Source organism: Marivirga arenosa (assembly GCF_030503895.2).
GTDB lineage: Bacteria > Bacteroidota > Bacteroidia > Cytophagales > Cyclobacteriaceae > Marivirga > Marivirga arenosa.
The window spans coordinates 1,132,225-1,148,156 of record NZ_CP129970.2; the positions used below are offsets into that span (position 1 = coordinate 1,132,225).

At 33.2% G+C, this 15,932-nt stretch carries 13 protein-coding genes; 7 read left to right on the top strand and 6 right to left on the bottom strand.

The features are described 5' to 3' along the window. Window position 1 precedes the first annotated feature (1 nt). The 3 genes from QYS48_RS04935 to QYS48_RS04945 are packed head-to-tail and all read left to right on the top strand — an operon-like array spanning window position 2 to window position 4,700. Entirely contained in the window at window positions 2-3,061 is a 3,060-nt protein-coding gene (locus tag QYS48_RS04935) for an efflux RND transporter permease subunit (RefSeq protein WP_308357772.1), read from the top strand. Window positions 3,062-3,067: 6 nt separating this feature from the next. Next, the gene (locus QYS48_RS04940; protein WP_308357773.1) at window positions 3,068-4,381 is read left to right on the top strand and encodes a TolC family protein; all 1,314 of its coding nucleotides are present in this window, start codon (window positions 3,068-3,070) and stop codon (window positions 4,379-4,381) included. A 28-nt stretch (window positions 4,382-4,409) separates the two neighbouring features. Then, entirely contained in the window at window positions 4,410-4,700 is a 291-nt protein-coding gene (locus QYS48_RS04945) for a DUF6787 family protein (protein WP_308357774.1), read from the top strand. Between the two features lie 56 nt (window positions 4,701-4,756). Here the strand turns inward: QYS48_RS04945 and QYS48_RS04950 are convergent, their stop codons facing one another. The 5 genes from QYS48_RS04950 to QYS48_RS04970 form a co-directional block, all read right to left on the bottom strand. Further along, window positions 4,757-6,766, bottom strand: coding sequence for an OmpA family protein (locus tag QYS48_RS04950; protein ID WP_308357775.1), 2,010 nt, complete (start codon window positions 6,764-6,766; stop codon window positions 4,757-4,759). Window positions 6,767-6,770: 4 nt separating this feature from the next. Then, on the bottom strand, window positions 6,771-7,457 hold the full coding sequence (locus tag QYS48_RS04955) for an OmpA family protein (RefSeq protein ID WP_308357776.1): 687 nt from the start codon (window positions 7,455-7,457) through the stop codon (window positions 6,771-6,773). Window positions 7,458-7,640: 183 nt separating this feature from the next. After that, window positions 7,641-8,942: a peptidoglycan DD-metalloendopeptidase family protein gene (locus QYS48_RS04960; protein WP_308357777.1), complete on the bottom strand. Its 1,302-nt coding sequence runs from the start codon at window positions 8,940-8,942 to the stop codon at window positions 7,641-7,643. 184 nt (window positions 8,943-9,126) lie between these two features. Further along, a complete protein-coding gene (locus QYS48_RS04965; RefSeq protein WP_308357778.1) occupies window positions 9,127-11,202 on the bottom strand; it encodes a hypothetical protein in 2,076 nt (691 codons plus the stop codon). A gap of 60 nt (window positions 11,203-11,262) precedes the next feature. Next, window positions 11,263-11,970 carry a 2-phosphosulfolactate phosphatase gene (locus QYS48_RS04970; protein WP_308357779.1) on the bottom strand — a complete coding sequence of 236 codons (708 nt, stop codon included), beginning with the start codon at window positions 11,968-11,970 and terminating at the stop codon, window positions 11,263-11,265. Between the two features lie 118 nt (window positions 11,971-12,088). On the opposite strand from QYS48_RS04970, the gene QYS48_RS04975 reads away from it, so the two are divergent. The 4 genes from QYS48_RS04975 (at window position 12,089) to QYS48_RS04990 (ending at window position 15,479) form a co-directional block, all read left to right on the top strand. Then, entirely contained in the window at window positions 12,089-13,204 is a 1,116-nt protein-coding gene (locus QYS48_RS04975; RefSeq protein ID WP_308357780.1) for an ABC transporter substrate-binding protein, read from the top strand. A 26-nt stretch (window positions 13,205-13,230) separates the two neighbouring features. Further along, the gene (locus QYS48_RS04980) at window positions 13,231-14,223 is read left to right on the top strand and encodes an iron ABC transporter permease (protein ID WP_308358424.1); all 993 of its coding nucleotides are present in this window, start codon (window positions 13,231-13,233) and stop codon (window positions 14,221-14,223) included. Between the two features lie 70 nt (window positions 14,224-14,293). Next, window positions 14,294-14,980, top strand: a complete 687-nt coding sequence (locus QYS48_RS04985) for an ABC transporter ATP-binding protein (protein ID WP_308357781.1) — start codon at window positions 14,294-14,296, stop codon at window positions 14,978-14,980. A gap of 109 nt (window positions 14,981-15,089) precedes the next feature. Further along, on the top strand, window positions 15,090-15,479 hold the full coding sequence (locus QYS48_RS04990) for a hypothetical protein (protein WP_308357782.1): 390 nt from the start codon (window positions 15,090-15,092) through the stop codon (window positions 15,477-15,479). On the opposite strand, the gene QYS48_RS04995 is transcribed toward QYS48_RS04990, so the two are convergent. Continuing rightward, entirely contained in the window at window positions 15,476-15,931 is a 456-nt protein-coding gene (locus QYS48_RS04995; protein WP_302103299.1) for a Fur family transcriptional regulator, read from the bottom strand. The two genes, QYS48_RS04990 and QYS48_RS04995, sit on opposite strands and share 4 nt — an antisense overlap. Window position 15,932: the final 1 nt, after the last annotated feature.

Consider the following 15,932-nt stretch of genomic DNA (forward strand, 5'->3'; position numbering starts at 1 on the left):
GATGGCTTCCTTATCAAAAATAAGTATACAAAGGCCTGTTTTAGCCATAGTGCTATCTCTGGTAATATTAATTTTTGGCCTTATTGGATTTAATTTTTTAGGGGTTAGAGAATACCCTTCAGTTGATCCGCCAATCATTACAGTTACCACTGACTACGCTGGAGCTAATGCAGATGTAATAGAATCACAAATCACGGAACCGCTTGAAGAAGCGGTAAACGGTATCGCAGGGATTAGAACTATTACTTCTACAAGTGCTGAAGGTAGAAGTAGGATTACCATTGAATTCAATTTAAGTGAAAATCTAGAAGCTGCCGCCAATGATGTGAGAGATAAGGTTTCAGGAGCAAGAAGAAGATTGCCGGAAGATGCTGAACCTCCAACCGTAAACAAAGCAGATGCTGATTCAGAACCTATTGTATTCTTAAACATTAACAGTGAGGAAAGAAGTCTTTTAGAATTATCCGCTATTGCAGAAAATACTTTTAAAGAAAGGCTTCAAACAATATCAGGTGTTAGTGAAGTAAGAATATGGGGAGAAAAAAGGTATGCGATGCGATTATGGATGGACCCCATAAAACTTGCTGCTTATCAATTAACCCCATTAGACGTTTTAAGCGCAGTTGAAAATCAAAATGTTGAATTACCTTCAGGAAGTATTGAAGGTGATATGATAGAGTTGGTAGTGAAAACACAAGGCCAGCTTAAAAGCGAAGAAGATTTCAATAACCTAATTATTGCAGAACAAAATAATTCGTTTGTCCGCTTTTCTGACATCGGATATGCAGAATTAGGCCCACTAAATATGCGAACTGTTTTGAAAAGAGATGGAATACCAATGGTGGGTGTAGTTTTAATTCCTCAGCCTGGTTCCAACAGTATCGATATTGTGGATGAGTTTTACAAAAGGGTTGATAATATCAAGAAAGACCTTCCCGAAGATATTAATTTGGGAATTGGATTTGATCAAACAGAATATATTCGAGAGTCAATAAATGAAGTACAGCAAACCATTTTAATCGCATTTATTCTCGTAATCTTAATCATTTTTGCCTTTTTAAGGGATTGGAGAACTACAGTTATTCCAATTGCGACAATCCCAGTAGCCTTAATAGGAACCTTCTTTTTCATGTATCTAGCGGGATTTTCTATCAATGTTTTGACTTTATTAGGGATAGTACTAGCCATCGGTTTAGTAGTGGATGATGCCATAGTGGTATTAGAAAATATTTATACTAAGGTGGAAGATGGAATGCAACCAATGGAAGCTGCCAAAAAAGGTTCTGTAGAAATTTTCTTTGCCGTTATCGCGACAACCGTTGCCTTAGTAGCAGTGTTCATGCCGGTTATCTTTCTTGAAGGTATTACGGGTAGACTATTTAGAGAATTCGGTGTAGTTGTAGCAACAGCAGTAATGATTTCTTCATTTGTAGCCTTATCATTAACCCCAATGATGAGTAGCCGAATATTGAAGAAGCGAGAAAGACATAATTGGTTTTACAGAAAAACAGAACCATTCTTCGTTTGGCTAAACAAAGGGTATGGAAGAAGTTTAGACGCTTTCATGAAAGTGAGATGGATGGGAATAATTCTATTTTTAGGAGCAGGTGCCTTAATTTATGGTTTATTTAAAACACTTCCTTCTGAATTAGCGCCATTGGAAGACCGTGGAATGATTTCAGTAAATGCTGCAGGTCCTGAAGGTGCCACATTCGATTATATGGATGAATACATTAATAATTTGGTAGAGGTTACCATGGATACTTTACCAACTGATGGCTTGATCTCTGTAACATCACCTGGGTTTGGTACTCAGGGTACTAACTCTGGATTTATGAGGATAATGTTGGTAGATGCTGAAGACCGAGAGAAAAGTCAACAGCAATTATATGATGAATACACACCTATTCTTAGTCAATTCCCTGCAGCTAAAGCCTTTGCTTTCCAGCAACAAACCATCGGTGGTAGAAGAGGGGGATTACCGATTCAGTATGTAATTCAAGCCACTTCACTAGACAAACTACAAGCAGCCTTACCTAAATTCATAGAAAAGGCGCAGCAGGATCCAACTTTTACAGTGGTAGATCAGGATTTAAAATTTACTAAGCCTCAGATTGATATACAGATTGATAGAGAAAAAGCTAAATCATTGGGAATTTCAGTAATAGATATAGCTCGAACACTGCAATTAGGCCTTAGTGGACAGAGGTTTGATTACTTCATTATGGATGGAAAGCAATACCAGGTGATAGGTCAGGTTCAAAGAAACGACAGAAATGCACCAGTAGATTTACGATCTTTGTATGTGAGAGCACAAAATGGTCAAATGTTACAACTTGACAACTTGGTAACATTAGGTGAAAGCTCAACACCACCATCCTTATACCGATATAATAGATATATCTCGGCTACATTATCTGCAGGTTTAGCTCCAGGCAAAACAATTGGAGATGGTGTTGAAGCTATGGATGCAATTGCAAAAGAAGTATTAGACGAGACTTATAGCACTTCTTTATCCGGTGCGTCCTTAGACTATTTTGAAAGTTCATCGAGTTTACTATTTGCATTCGGATTTGCAATTGTATTAATTTATTTAGTATTGGCTGCCCAATTTGAAAGTTTTAGAGATCCTGTAATCATATTATTTACGGTTCCATTAGCCGTAGGAGGTTCATTTTTATCACTTTGGTTATTTGGAGAAACTCTAAACATCTTTAGCCAAATTGGAATCATCATGCTCATAGGTTTAGTTTCTAAAAATGCTATTCTGATTGTGGAATTTGCAAATCAGAAAAAAGCTCAAGGATTAAATGTAACTGAATCAATTGTTGAGGCAGCTAAATCACGATTTAGACCGATACTAATGACAGCTTTATCTACCATCCTGGGAATTTTACCAATTGCTCTGGCACTTGGTGCGGGTTCTGAAAGTAGAGTGTCAATGGGAATTGCCATTATTGGAGGTTTAATTTTCGCAACTGGATTAACATTATATGTTATCCCTGCTATTTATTCTTATTTAGCTAGTAAACGTGCACGTGTTTCTCGTGTAGAATCTTAATTTTTTATGATAAAATATATCACATTCATTTTTATAGGATTATTTAGCTTCAATGCAGTAGCACAGGAAGTTAGCTTAGAAGAAGCTGTAAGTATTGGAATGGAGAATAATTTTTCCATCAGGACGGCCAAAAATATAGAAAAAGAAGCTGTTTTAAATTCAAATTACGCTTATTCTGCTTTTCTACCAGTTATAGACATTGCTAGTGGACAATCTTTTGATATTGAAGATGTAAACCAGCAATTTATCGAAGGGCCACCAAGAGAAATTAATGGAGCAAAATCTAATCGATTTAACGTTAGAGGTGATTTGACTTGGACCCTTTTTGATGGTACTAAAATGTTTTTGGATTACAAAGCATTGCAAGTTGAAAGGAACAAAACTCGATTTGAAACTCAGGCAGTTTTAGAAAATACCTTAGGAAGCATCATACAATCCTATTTTCAATTAGTATTTGAACAATATCAATTCAGTGTATTAGAATCGGCTGTTGAACTATCACAAGAAAGACTTGAAATTGCAGAAGCTAATTATGAAGTTGGTCGGTTCTCAAAGACTGAATTATTGGCCGCTCAAGTAGATTTAAATACCGATAAAAGTAATTTAATGAATCAGGAAGAACTCGTACAGCAGGCACGAGTATCCTTAAACTTACTTTTAGGACAAGATCCTAATCATGAGTTTATCGCAACGGATAGCATGTCTATTGATACTAGTTTAGAATTAAACCAATTGATAGAAGACCTTAACACTAGAAATAAGGAACTATTAGCTTTAATGCAGCAAGAAGATATTCTTAAAATTCAGAATAAAACAGTTAATACAGAATTACTTCCTCAAGTAGATTTCAACCTAGGCTATGGTTATTCTAACTTAAATGCCCAGGCAGGGTTTTTACTTCAAAACCAAGCATTAGGATTAAGCTATGGATTGAGTTTATCATGGAGGATATTCGATCGTTTAGATAGACGGAGACGAAACCAAACTACTCAGATAGCAGTAGAAAATAATACAATTGCAATGCAAGAGTTAGAAAACCAACTACAAGGTGACTTATCATCAGCCTACGTGCGGTACAAAAATAAAATTGATTTAATAAAGCTTGAGAATGAAAATTTAGATGTGGCTCAAGAAAATGCAGATATCGCATTAGAAAGATACAAAGTAGGAAGATCTAATTCTATTGAATTAAGAGAATTTCAATTAAACTCTATTGAGGCAGAAAGCAGATTATTAAATGCTATTTACCTTGCTAAACAATCAGAAATCAACCTATTAGCCATTAGCGGTAATTTGTTAACTAAAGACTCCATAAATTAAATTACATTTGTGCTAAAACTAGCTCTAAATGTTTGAGAAACTTAAAAACAGATGGGATCTTAAATCTGGTTGGCAAGTATTCGTTGTTCTAATTGTGTTTGCTTGTACTGGTTTTACTGTTCTCTTTTTAAAGGAACCAGTTTTATCACTAATAGCCGCAAAAGAAGAACGAAACTGGATATTTACAACGGTTTATTATATACTTATCCTACCTGTTTATTTTATCATCTTATTATTTTATGGGTTCCTTCTGGGGCAAAGTAAATTCTTTATTGGCTTCGTAAAAAAAACTTTAAGTAGATTTAAAAGGAAAAAATAGTACTAGACATAAAAAAAGCCGGTTTAACCGGCTTTTTCAATTTATATGAATTAATTCTATTCCTTATCCACTTTGAAGTTAACCCTTCTGTTTTTAGCTCTGTTTTCTCTAGTATCGTTAGGATAAGCGGGTTCAGTTTCACCTTTACCAACATACTCAAGTCTTTCTGATTTGATACCATTATTTGTTAAATAATTCACAACTGATTGAGCTCTTTTCTCAGAAAGCATTTGGTTATATTCTTCAGGACCAGTGCTATCGGTATGACCAATAATAACCACTTCAATAGCTGAATTTTCATTCATTACCTCAACCATTCTATCTAATTCAGATTTACTGCTTGCTAATAGCTCGTAGCTATCAAATGCAAAGAATACATTGTTTAAAACGATCTCAGCTTTCTCTTTAACAGGAGCCATGATCATGTCATTATTAAAACTTTTTGATTCCTTCTGATTGGTTAAATCAACATTTTCACTGATTGGTAAATAGCCTTTAACTCTTGCAATATATTGATACTCTTGCCCGGCAGGTAAAGCAATTTTATATTCTCCTGTTGTAGGGTCAGTTTGTACTCTACCAACCTCTGTACCATCTAATGTTTCATAAGATACTATTGCATCAAGTGGTTCTTGAGTTTCTGCATCTACAACTCTACCTGCAATTGTAATAACTGGATTAAGTTCATTAAATAATGGCATTGGCAAACGGTAAATATCCATATTACCAACGGAATCTTCTTTTGTGTAATAAGCATAATTACCTTCCGCAGGCATACTGAAAAATAAATCATCACCGCTTGAGTTTACTTGCGGCCCCATATTATAGGGTTCACTCCAATTTTGCCATGTATCATCTAATCTTTGAGTCATATAGATATCACTTTTTCCGAAGCCTATGTAACCCGAAGAGGAGAAAAATAAAGTTTTATCATCCGCTGCTAAGAAAGGGGAAGTCTCATCGGTAGCTGTATTCACTACATCACCTAAATTCATTGGAGCAGTCCACGTGCCATCTCTTTTTTCAAAACTCACATATAAATCTCTATCCCCGTATGAATCATCTCTTTTGATTGACATCATCAATGTTTTTCTACTGTTTGCCAGATAAAAATTAGCCTTTTCAGACATATTATAGAAGTCATCAATCTTTAAGCTCTCAGGTTTTGACCAGCTATCGCCTTCTTTAGATGATACAGACACACCAGAAAATAATTTCTTTTTCTTATCATCATATTCATTACCAATAAGCAATACCAGAGTATTCCCATCTGGCGTGATTGAGCTCACCCAGTTTGGTCCATCACTATTTAAAGGTTCACCAACATTTCGGGCTTCTTTCCACTCATTAGTTATACTGTCAAGATCACTCACCCATATATCCTCATAATCTTCTATACCCCCTATATTATCTGGATGAAATTTTCTCCCGAAAAATAATTGCTTTCCATCAGGACTTAATATTGGTTTTAATTCTTCATAAGGACTATTTACCTTTTCATCTAAACGTTCTGAAACTAATTCTTCCTTTACATTCGGCACCAATTCTAACTGCAGGTCAATAGGTGTTTCTGAATCTGTAATACCAATGGCATCAATACTGTAATAACCTGGTACAGCTTCTCCTTCAAATTCCAACTTAACCGCAGCTACGTTAAATTCGGTAAGCTCAGTAAATAACCTTAAAAAACGACCTGGTTGATTAACAATTACAGGCTCTCTTTCAATCATTAGATATTCATTGCCTTCCTCATCGTAAAAGTAAATCTTTGTGAGTGCACTAGGATTATATGATTCAGCAATTGCAATTTGACGAATGGGTTTAGGATTGTCAAATCCTACTTTTACAAATTCTGATCTTCCGGGTCTGCTTGGTGTCCATGCACTAGGACTACCCTCACCCCAAGGATATACATTAGGTTTTCCTAATAATTGCTCAACTGAAAATTGTGTTTCTTCCAATTGAGATGAATACTCAATTACTCTATCAGCCCATTTAGTATCTTGACTGAAAGCGATATTGGAAAAGAAAATAGTGATTACTGCTACTAAAGATAGTTTTTTCATTTTATTATTCCGTCTTTAATATTCGAGCTTCCACTCTCCTATTGTTTAATTTTGCCTCTTCTGTATTCTCTCGGCTTAAAGGCATAGTACCTCCAAATGCTTTAGTTTTTATTCTTTTAGCATCTACGGATTTAGAAGTCAAATAAGATTTTACTGCGTTCACCCTTTTCTCACTTAATCTCATATTTGCAGAAGCACTTCCTCTAAAATCTGTATGCCCTTCTAATTGAATTTCCATATTCGGATACTCTTTAAGCATTTGCATGAGCTTATCTAACTCTTTATAAGATTCTTCAAGAATCTCAGCTTTACTTTGCTTAAAGTTTATATCCAGTCTGAGTATAGTTCCTTCACCAGAAGGCATAAGACTGAAGACTACAGGATTATTTTCATCTTCAATTTTTATTTCTTCTTCTAAGGATATGTACCCTTTTGATTCAACTTTTATTTTATAGGCTTTATTTTCTTTGATTTTAAAAGAAAAATCACCTGTTTCCTCATCAGAATGAAACACTCTTATATCAGCGCCATAAGGTAAACTTTCTAAAGTCAAAGTAGCCTCAATAGGTGCTTCCAAAGCTTTACTAATGACTTTACCTTCCAAATCTACCCAATTTCCACCTAATTGAGCCTCAGCATTCTGAATAGAAAAAATCAAAATAAAATTTAATATAAGGAACAAACCTTTCATTTTGCAATTTCTTTAAAATTTTTAAAAAATAATTGTACAAAACTACTTTTAAAAATTGAATTGCATAAAAATATTCGATGAAATAATAGGATTTCTATCCGAGACCTTACTTATCTTATATTAAAATTCGGGGAGAATTATATTTATTGGTTGATGAAATATTTACAAACTTATTAAAAGTAATTACTTCACTTTTGCCATTAGAACTTCACTTTCAGCCTCAGGGTATGAAACTTGATCTAATTTTGATTTCACATACCCTTTATATCTCATGAAGTTTGAAAGATAATCTTCTTTAATTGGCTCAGAAGGAGGTAAATCTACTTTTAAAGCATCAACTTGCTTATCGTTTTTCCAAAAGCGATAACACAAATGCGGTCCACTTGCTAAACCTGTAGAACCTACATAACCAATTAATTGGCCTTGCTTAACTTTTGATCCTGGCTTTATTCCTTTTGCTATTCTTGACATGTGAAGGTATTGCGTAGAATAAGTAGCATTATGTCTGATTTTTACATTACGCCCATTAAATTTCTCATATCTTGCTTTAAGAATTACACCATCTCCAGCAGCATAAATTGGCGTACCCGTTGGTGCTGCATAATCAGTCCCTAAATGAGCTTTATATCTCTTTTGTACAGGGTGGTATCTTCTTTTAGTATATTTTGAACTAATTCGTGTAAATTTCACTGGATATCTCAAGAATGCTTTTCTTAAACTTTTCCCTTCTTCGTCAAAATAATCAATACCATCGCCTTGATCGAAAGCAATGGATAAAAATGGATTATTATAATGAATTAATTCTGCACCTATAATTTCTTCTATGCCTACAGATTTCCCCTCAATTGTTCTCTCAGTGTATATTACTTTAAATTGATCCCCAGGATAAATTTTGGTGAAATCAATTTGCCATCCATACATATCAGCTACTAAATCGACTAATTCAGGAGTTCCTCCATTTTTTAATATCTCTTCATAAAGTGAAGATTGAATTGTACCACTAATTGCTTTCTCTTTAACTTCAACTGGTCTTTTTTCGACATATACTTTAATTGAATCTTTTAAGTTAAAAACAACATACTCTTCCGGGTTTGGTTCATACACTAAAGCCCTTGCAGAAGGTAATGAGTCATTATCTTGATAAATTATCGTATATTTTTTGTTAGGTGCAATCTTACGTACATCAAATACATTTTTGGCAACATTAGCTAATTGAAAAATGGTTTGGTGGGAAACATTATATGCTAATAATATATCAGAAATACTCTGGTTTCTTTTTACGGCATGTTCCGCAACCTGAAAAGAATCAACTACCATGCCGTATAAGATGGTAGGATCTGGTTTGACCAGATTAATTTGAGCAGTATCAGATTCTACCTTTGCGCTATCTATCAAAGGAGAGCTAGCGTAGTACTCAAAAACAAAAAAATATGTGGTTAATATTAACACTAAAAGTATGAGTGCACTAGTAAGTTTTCTTTTCATTTTAATAATTGTGCTTTGTTGCCAGATGCAATATTATTATATTTTTCTAAATATCAATACTTTAGGTACTTTATTTTAAAGTGATTATTTAATTTTTTATTAAAAACAAAAGGATTAATTAAGATTTTGATTGGTAAATGTGGTTTTTCAAAGCTTGAATCTAATACAAATAAGGTGTTTTTTATCAATAAGACCCGAAAAATCGTCTGATAAACCACTCAGAAAACAATAAAATCAAAATAATTATATAAGGAATAATATTTTGAGTTATTGGAATAACCTCAGATTCACCGCTTAACACTTTAGGATAATCATTAGCCATCAAATCACTTTCTAAACTACTTAATTCATCTACTTTGTAGAACTTCCCATTATTCTTTTGGGCAACTCTTCTTAATAGATTAAAATTGGCTTTTAAGTTTTGCTTCTCAATATCAAATTGATCGACCACAAACTGTCCGGAAGAAGTATAATTTACACCTTGCAAATTACCAGTAGCTGTATAATCATAGACCCCTTGAGCCAAAGTTCCCAAATCAAAATTTGGCTTAAGCCTATCAGGTGTAAATTCATAATTTAAAATACTATCCTTCTCATTTTTCAAGATCAAGCTGATGGGAACATCAAATATCCTGTCGAAAACTTCATTGTACAATTCTACATTGAATTTTATCATTTCATTATCTAGAAAGGCATCTTTTATTGGAAATACTTTAAATAGGTCTCTTTTATTATTAGCAGTTAAATACTGAATAGTTTTAGAAACCCACGAATCAAAAAAATCATGCCTTTCAGTATTTAAATATTCTACCATTCTCCAAACTCTGAAATTTTGTGCAAGAAGAGTAGCTTGCCTTGTTTGATCATCTTTATAAAAAACAAATATGGGTTGTTGAGTTTTAACATTCCCAACTCTTTTCATCATAAAACTCTGAGCCAAAGGATGAAATTGATGTTTAACATACGGTAAATATACTGGTGGCAGTTTTGATTGGATCTCTTGCTTTTCATTTTCCAATTGAAATAAATCAAATTTTGGATTTATATAAGCGAAAGCTTCATCTACCTCAGCAGAAGGTCTTAATTCGGTTGATTTATTCACTTCATTATAAATATTAAAAGCCATATTTGGGCCATTTACAAACCAAATAGGAATATTGGCATTGGCTATCTTTCGAATTTCAGAAATGAAAACATTATTTCGGTTTGGCAAATGAAATAAAATAGCTAAATCATATTCGGCTATATTTTTAAGCTGCTTTTTATTAACCGAGGCGATATTTAGTTCATATTCATAATTAGTATTTTGATCAAGTGAAGCGGTTAATGCTTTAATGTCAGGGTGAGGATAGGGCGCTAAAAATAAAATCTTCTTTTTACCTTCAATTATATTGACATAGGCATTTTTGCTGTTGTTTTCTTGTATAAATTCACCTTCTAAGGCTTCCACTCTAACAGTATAAGATTGGAAACCAAAATCATCTGCAGAAACTAAAAACTGAACAGTCGATAAATTATCATTCCCTATAAAATTGATTACCTCTTGATCTATTGTTTTTCCCTCTTTAAGCAACTTTACACGTCCAACTTGATTATCAAATCCGCTTTGTAAAATATCAACCTCTATTGGGAATTCATTGCCCTGATAAGCTACCTTATTATATCTGATCTCTTTTAATACAACATCTTTCTTTTGAACAGTATCACCTAAACCCACTGTTGAGAGCTCAAAAGGAAAGGCATAATAATCAGGTGAAATGCCTTGATTATAAATTCCATCAGAAAATAAAACCACTCTTGAAATTAATGCTTCATCAATTAGATCTGAAATATTTTTTAAGGACTGATTTAAGGGACTAGATTTTTGAAAACCTTCCAAGCTATCTGAACTAGTAATTATATCACCTTTTAAGTTTAAGATTGGAATGTGTACCCCTTTCTCGTCTTCGAGCTTTTCCTTTAGTTGAAGTATTGATGAAAATGTTTTATTAAAATTATCATCTCCTTCATTAACTGATTCAGAATCATCTATAAGGAAAACAATATTAGAATCTTCACTTTCTGTTCTTCGAATATTCAAAAAGGGTTCCAATAAAAGATAGGCAATTAAGGTAATAGCAATTGTTCTGAGAACGAATAGAACTTTATTCCAAATAGGTTTCCAAGGCCCTTTATGCTTGTTGTATAGCAAGAAAGCATATCCTAAACCAAGTGATAAGCATAAAATTAGCCAATATGGTGAATAGCTTATATCTAGCATTTTTGAAGGCTAACTATATCTTTAATTATCATTATAAATAAGATTATATGACTACAGATTTTATTTTTTTAATCTTAATGATTTTCCATCTAAATATGGAATTATATCATAAATACTTTCTTGAACACAAAATTCGATATCCTTTACCACATTTAATTTCGATAATCTTTTTGCGTGAGAAGAATCTCTCATATAATTCATCATATCTTTTTTCGCTGTGAGATACATGGCTTCGGCAGCTAATGGCGCATCACATGCAAATTGAAAATCCTCTTTTAATTGGTGAGCTAATGCTCCTGCAAACAAAGTATCTTCTAAATTAAATTTACCCTTCCAACCTGCACACAGTATTATAATATCTTCTTCCTTATTTTTTAAATACTCAACTAGAGCGTTTAGGTTTAAAAATGCACCTATTAAAATTTCTTTTGCTGCTAAGCTTTTGTTAATTGCCAAGGTTCCGTTTGTAGTAGTAACCGCTACTTTTTCACCTTTCATTTTTGAATCAAGGTATTCAAATGGAGAATTACCAAGGTCAAATCCTTCTGCTTTACTTCCATTTCTCTCTGCAGCTGCTAAATACCCTTTCTCTTGTAATGCTTTACATTCTTCTAAAGTAGAAACCGGAATGATTTCTGTTACTCCATTTGAGAATCCACTTACCATACAAGAAGTAGCACGTAGAATATCAACCACCACCACTATTTTATTCTCCAAATTGTATTGATGTAGTAATTCAGGAGTTAAACAAACATCTATATTTTTCATACAAGCTTTCTAATTTTAGAATTGCAAAAATTGCAAAATATTTTGAATTCGGAGCTATAAATAGGATAAGTATGAGATTGGATAGGCAATAGAATCATTTTGATTATTTTTGCTCTTAATGAAGATTAGAATTTCACTTTTTATATTATTAATAAGCCTATTTAGCTGTGAAAGTAATAAACAAATTCAGCAGCAAACTAAAGGCAAGGAAATTACTGAGTACAGCCAAACCTTAAGTATTGAGGAATTTCAAGATTATTATCTGGTAAAAGTTAAAAAGCCTAGTTCTAAAGACTTTTTTAATTATGTGTTATATAAAAATGAAAAGCCATCTATCGAAGCTGATGCTGCCATCAAAATCCCTATTAAAAAAATAGTATGTTTATCTACATCTCATTTACCTTCAATTGAAGCTATTGGCCACAGTGAAAGTGTGATAGGCTTCCCCAACTTAGATTTAATCTACAGTAAGCAATTCAGAAAATTATCCGAAAATGGAAATTTGCAAGATATAGGACAGAAAAATGGAATCAATATTGAAAAAACAATTTCATTGAAGCCTGATGTAATTACCGCCTATGCTTTTGGTGGGAATTATGAGCAATTAAAACCTTTGCAAAAAGCAGGAATATCCGTAATTGTAAATACCGATTATTTAGAAAACACTCCTTTAGGTAGAGCTGAATGGTTAAAATTAAATTCAATTCTTTTTGATGAGTACCAAAAAGGAGATAGTATATTTAATCATATCAAACAAGAATATATAGAAGCAAAAAGCTTAAGCGAAAACATAAAAAATAAACCCAGTGTGATGACTGGAATTATGTATGGTGATATTTGGTATATGCCAGGAGGAAATAGCTATGTTGCAAAATTTATTGAGGATGCTGCAGGAAACTATCTATGGAAAGAAAATAATGAAACTGGCAGTTTAGAATTAAGCTTTGAATCTGTTTTGAGTATTGCTCAATCAGCTGATATTTGGATTGGTGCTGCATCTTTAACTAGTCTAAAAAAATTAGAAAATACAAATGAAAATTATGCGCTTTTTGAAGCCTTTCAAAATGAACAGGTATTTTCATACACAAAGAGAGTTACCGAATCAGGTGCAAATGATTTCTTAGAATCAGGTTATATGCGTGCTGATTGGGTACTAAAAGATTACATAAAATTAATGCATCCTGAAGTTTTAAAGGATACTGCTACCGTATATTTTGAAAAATTGAATCCTTGAAAATAGAACCAGCATATAAAAAAATATTGCTCATAATCCCGATCTTAATAGTTCTAATCCTACTATCTATAAGTTTGGGCTCAGTGAATATTTCACTGGCTGATGTGTTCTCAATTATATTTCAAAACAACACAGATAACGAAGCATTTTATAATATTATTTATTCCTACAGGCTACCTAAAAGTTTAACCTCCATTTTCGCAGGAGCCGCTTTAGGTTTTGCTGGTTTACAAATGCAAACTTTGTTTAGAAATCCATTAGCTGGACCTTTTGTATTAGGAATAAGTTCTGGCGCCAGTCTGGGTGTTGCATTTTTAGTACTCCTAGGAATAGGGGTTAATGGCACTTTAGCCTATTGGGGAATGACTATTTCTTCCATAATAGGCTCACTTTCTGTTTTACTTTTAGTCGTATTGGTTTCCATCAGACTAAAAGATAGCATGTCATTACTTTTAGTAGGCTTAATGTTTGGGGCATTTACTTCAGCAATTGTGAGTGTAATGCAATATTTCAGCACTGCTGAGGACATCCAAAATTTCCTGTTCTGGACCTTTGGTACAACGGGTAATTTAAGCTGGTCAGAGTTAAAAATATTTATCCCAACTATACTTATTGGAATAGCAATTGGCTATTGGCAAGCCAAGCCTTTAAACGCACTGCTTATGGGAGAAAATTATGCCCAAAGCATGGGGTTAAGAATAAAAAATGTCCGATTATTTTTAGTTATCTCTACTAGCATATTAGCGGGGATTGTAACTGCATTTTGTGGCCCCATAGCATTTTTAGGATTAGCCGTTCCTCATATCAGCAGGATTTTATTCAGAAGTTCTAATCATTTTGTTTTAATACCTGCTACCTTACTTTTAGGTGCATGTTTATTACTGATTTGTGACTTGATCGCTCAAGTTCCATTTTCAGATTTAGTTTTACCTATTAATGCTGTTACTTCCTTATTTGGAGCTCCTGTTGTAATATGGCTTATTGTAAGAAGAAAAAATATGAGTAGAAATTTTGGTTGATTTAAAATACATACTGCAAACTGAAAATTTATCTATTGGATACCGTAATGGTAAATCAAACAATAGCTTAATGCAAAACCTTAACCTAAAAATTGAGAAGGGTAAATTCATTGCATTACTTGGAGCTAATGGCGTAGGTAAAAGTACATTGATAAGAACTATAGCAAATCTTCAAGATCCCTTAGCGGGGCAAATCTCATTACTCCAAAAAAATATCAATTCTTATAAACCAAAAGAATTTGCTCAAATTGTCAGTATAGTATTAACTGATCCTATTAAGGCCAGTAATTTAAGTGTACTTGATTTAGTGAAAATGGGGAGATATCCATTTACCAACTGGACTGGAAAACTAAACATAAAAGATATTGAAAAGGTAGAGGAAGCCATTGAGCTTTGTAACATATCTTATTTGCAAGATGCTAACATTTCAGAAATTAGTGATGGACAGCTACAAAAGACAATGATTGCTAGAGCATTATCACAGGACGGACAGCTTATGCTTTTAGATGAACCCACAGTACATCTGGATGCAAATAACCGATATACTACATTAGAACTATTAAGAAATTTAGTCAACCAAACTCAAAAAACTATACTAATCAGCACTCATCAAGTGGAAACTGCCATTGGAATAGCCGATGAAATTTGGCTCGCGAGATGTGGTGAAAATATTATCTCAGGTAGCCCAAAATCATTGAAAGAATCTGGTGAAATTGAAAAAGAATTTCCTTACATCCATAAATTAAATTACCATTAAGGGTTATTTTTTTGACTAAAAAACTAGTTTTTAGTAAGTTCATTAGTGGATTTAGACAAAATTCTCTGAAATTATCTATAATTTTGCTTTATAAACTATCAATTCAACTGTGGCCAATTTTTTTAAAAGAAGTATTAAAATAAGTGAAGAAAAGCATTATCTGCATATAATCAGCCAAGGGGAGAGAACTGAATTTGGAGCAGTTTTACAAAATGCAGAGAAAATACATAATGCTATACAAAGCTCTAAGAAAAAATTGATTCTATTAGACTATCAACTTACCATTTTCAAGCTACCACATAATGAAGCATTCAATCTTTTGAAGGTTTTTGAACTAAAATTAACTGATTTCAAAGAAGTGAAAATGGCAGCAATAATCAACCCTAGAACTGAGGAAATAGGTAGCTTCTGGGCTTCAATCTGTAGAAAAAGAGGTTTTGACTTTAAAACTTTTCAAGACAAAGACGAAGCTATTAATTGGTTATTAGATGAACATTAATTAAGCTGACATTCTTTGCAAATTCCATTCATAGTGTAAGTAATACTATTAAGCTGATAACCATTCTCTAACTCCACATCTGGAATTTTCACATCTTCCAAACAATACGTTTGCTGACATTTTTCGCAAATAAAATGAGCATGTTTGTCTTGATGAGTATGTTCAGGACAACTATCTGAACACATTGCATAGCGCATATTACCATTTGGATCTGGTGTTTGATGTAAAATCCCATTTTCCTCAAATGAATTTAAGGCTCTATAGATAGTAACCCTATCATGGCTTGATTTTAAATCACGCTCCAGATCATTTACTGATAAAGCATGATTCGAATTCATAAAAATTTGAAGCATTTCTAAGCGGATTTGTGTTTTCCGCAAGCCATTTGATCTCAGTATGTTTTCTGGTTTTATTGTAATCTCCATCTCAAAATCTTCTTCCTCAAATATCATG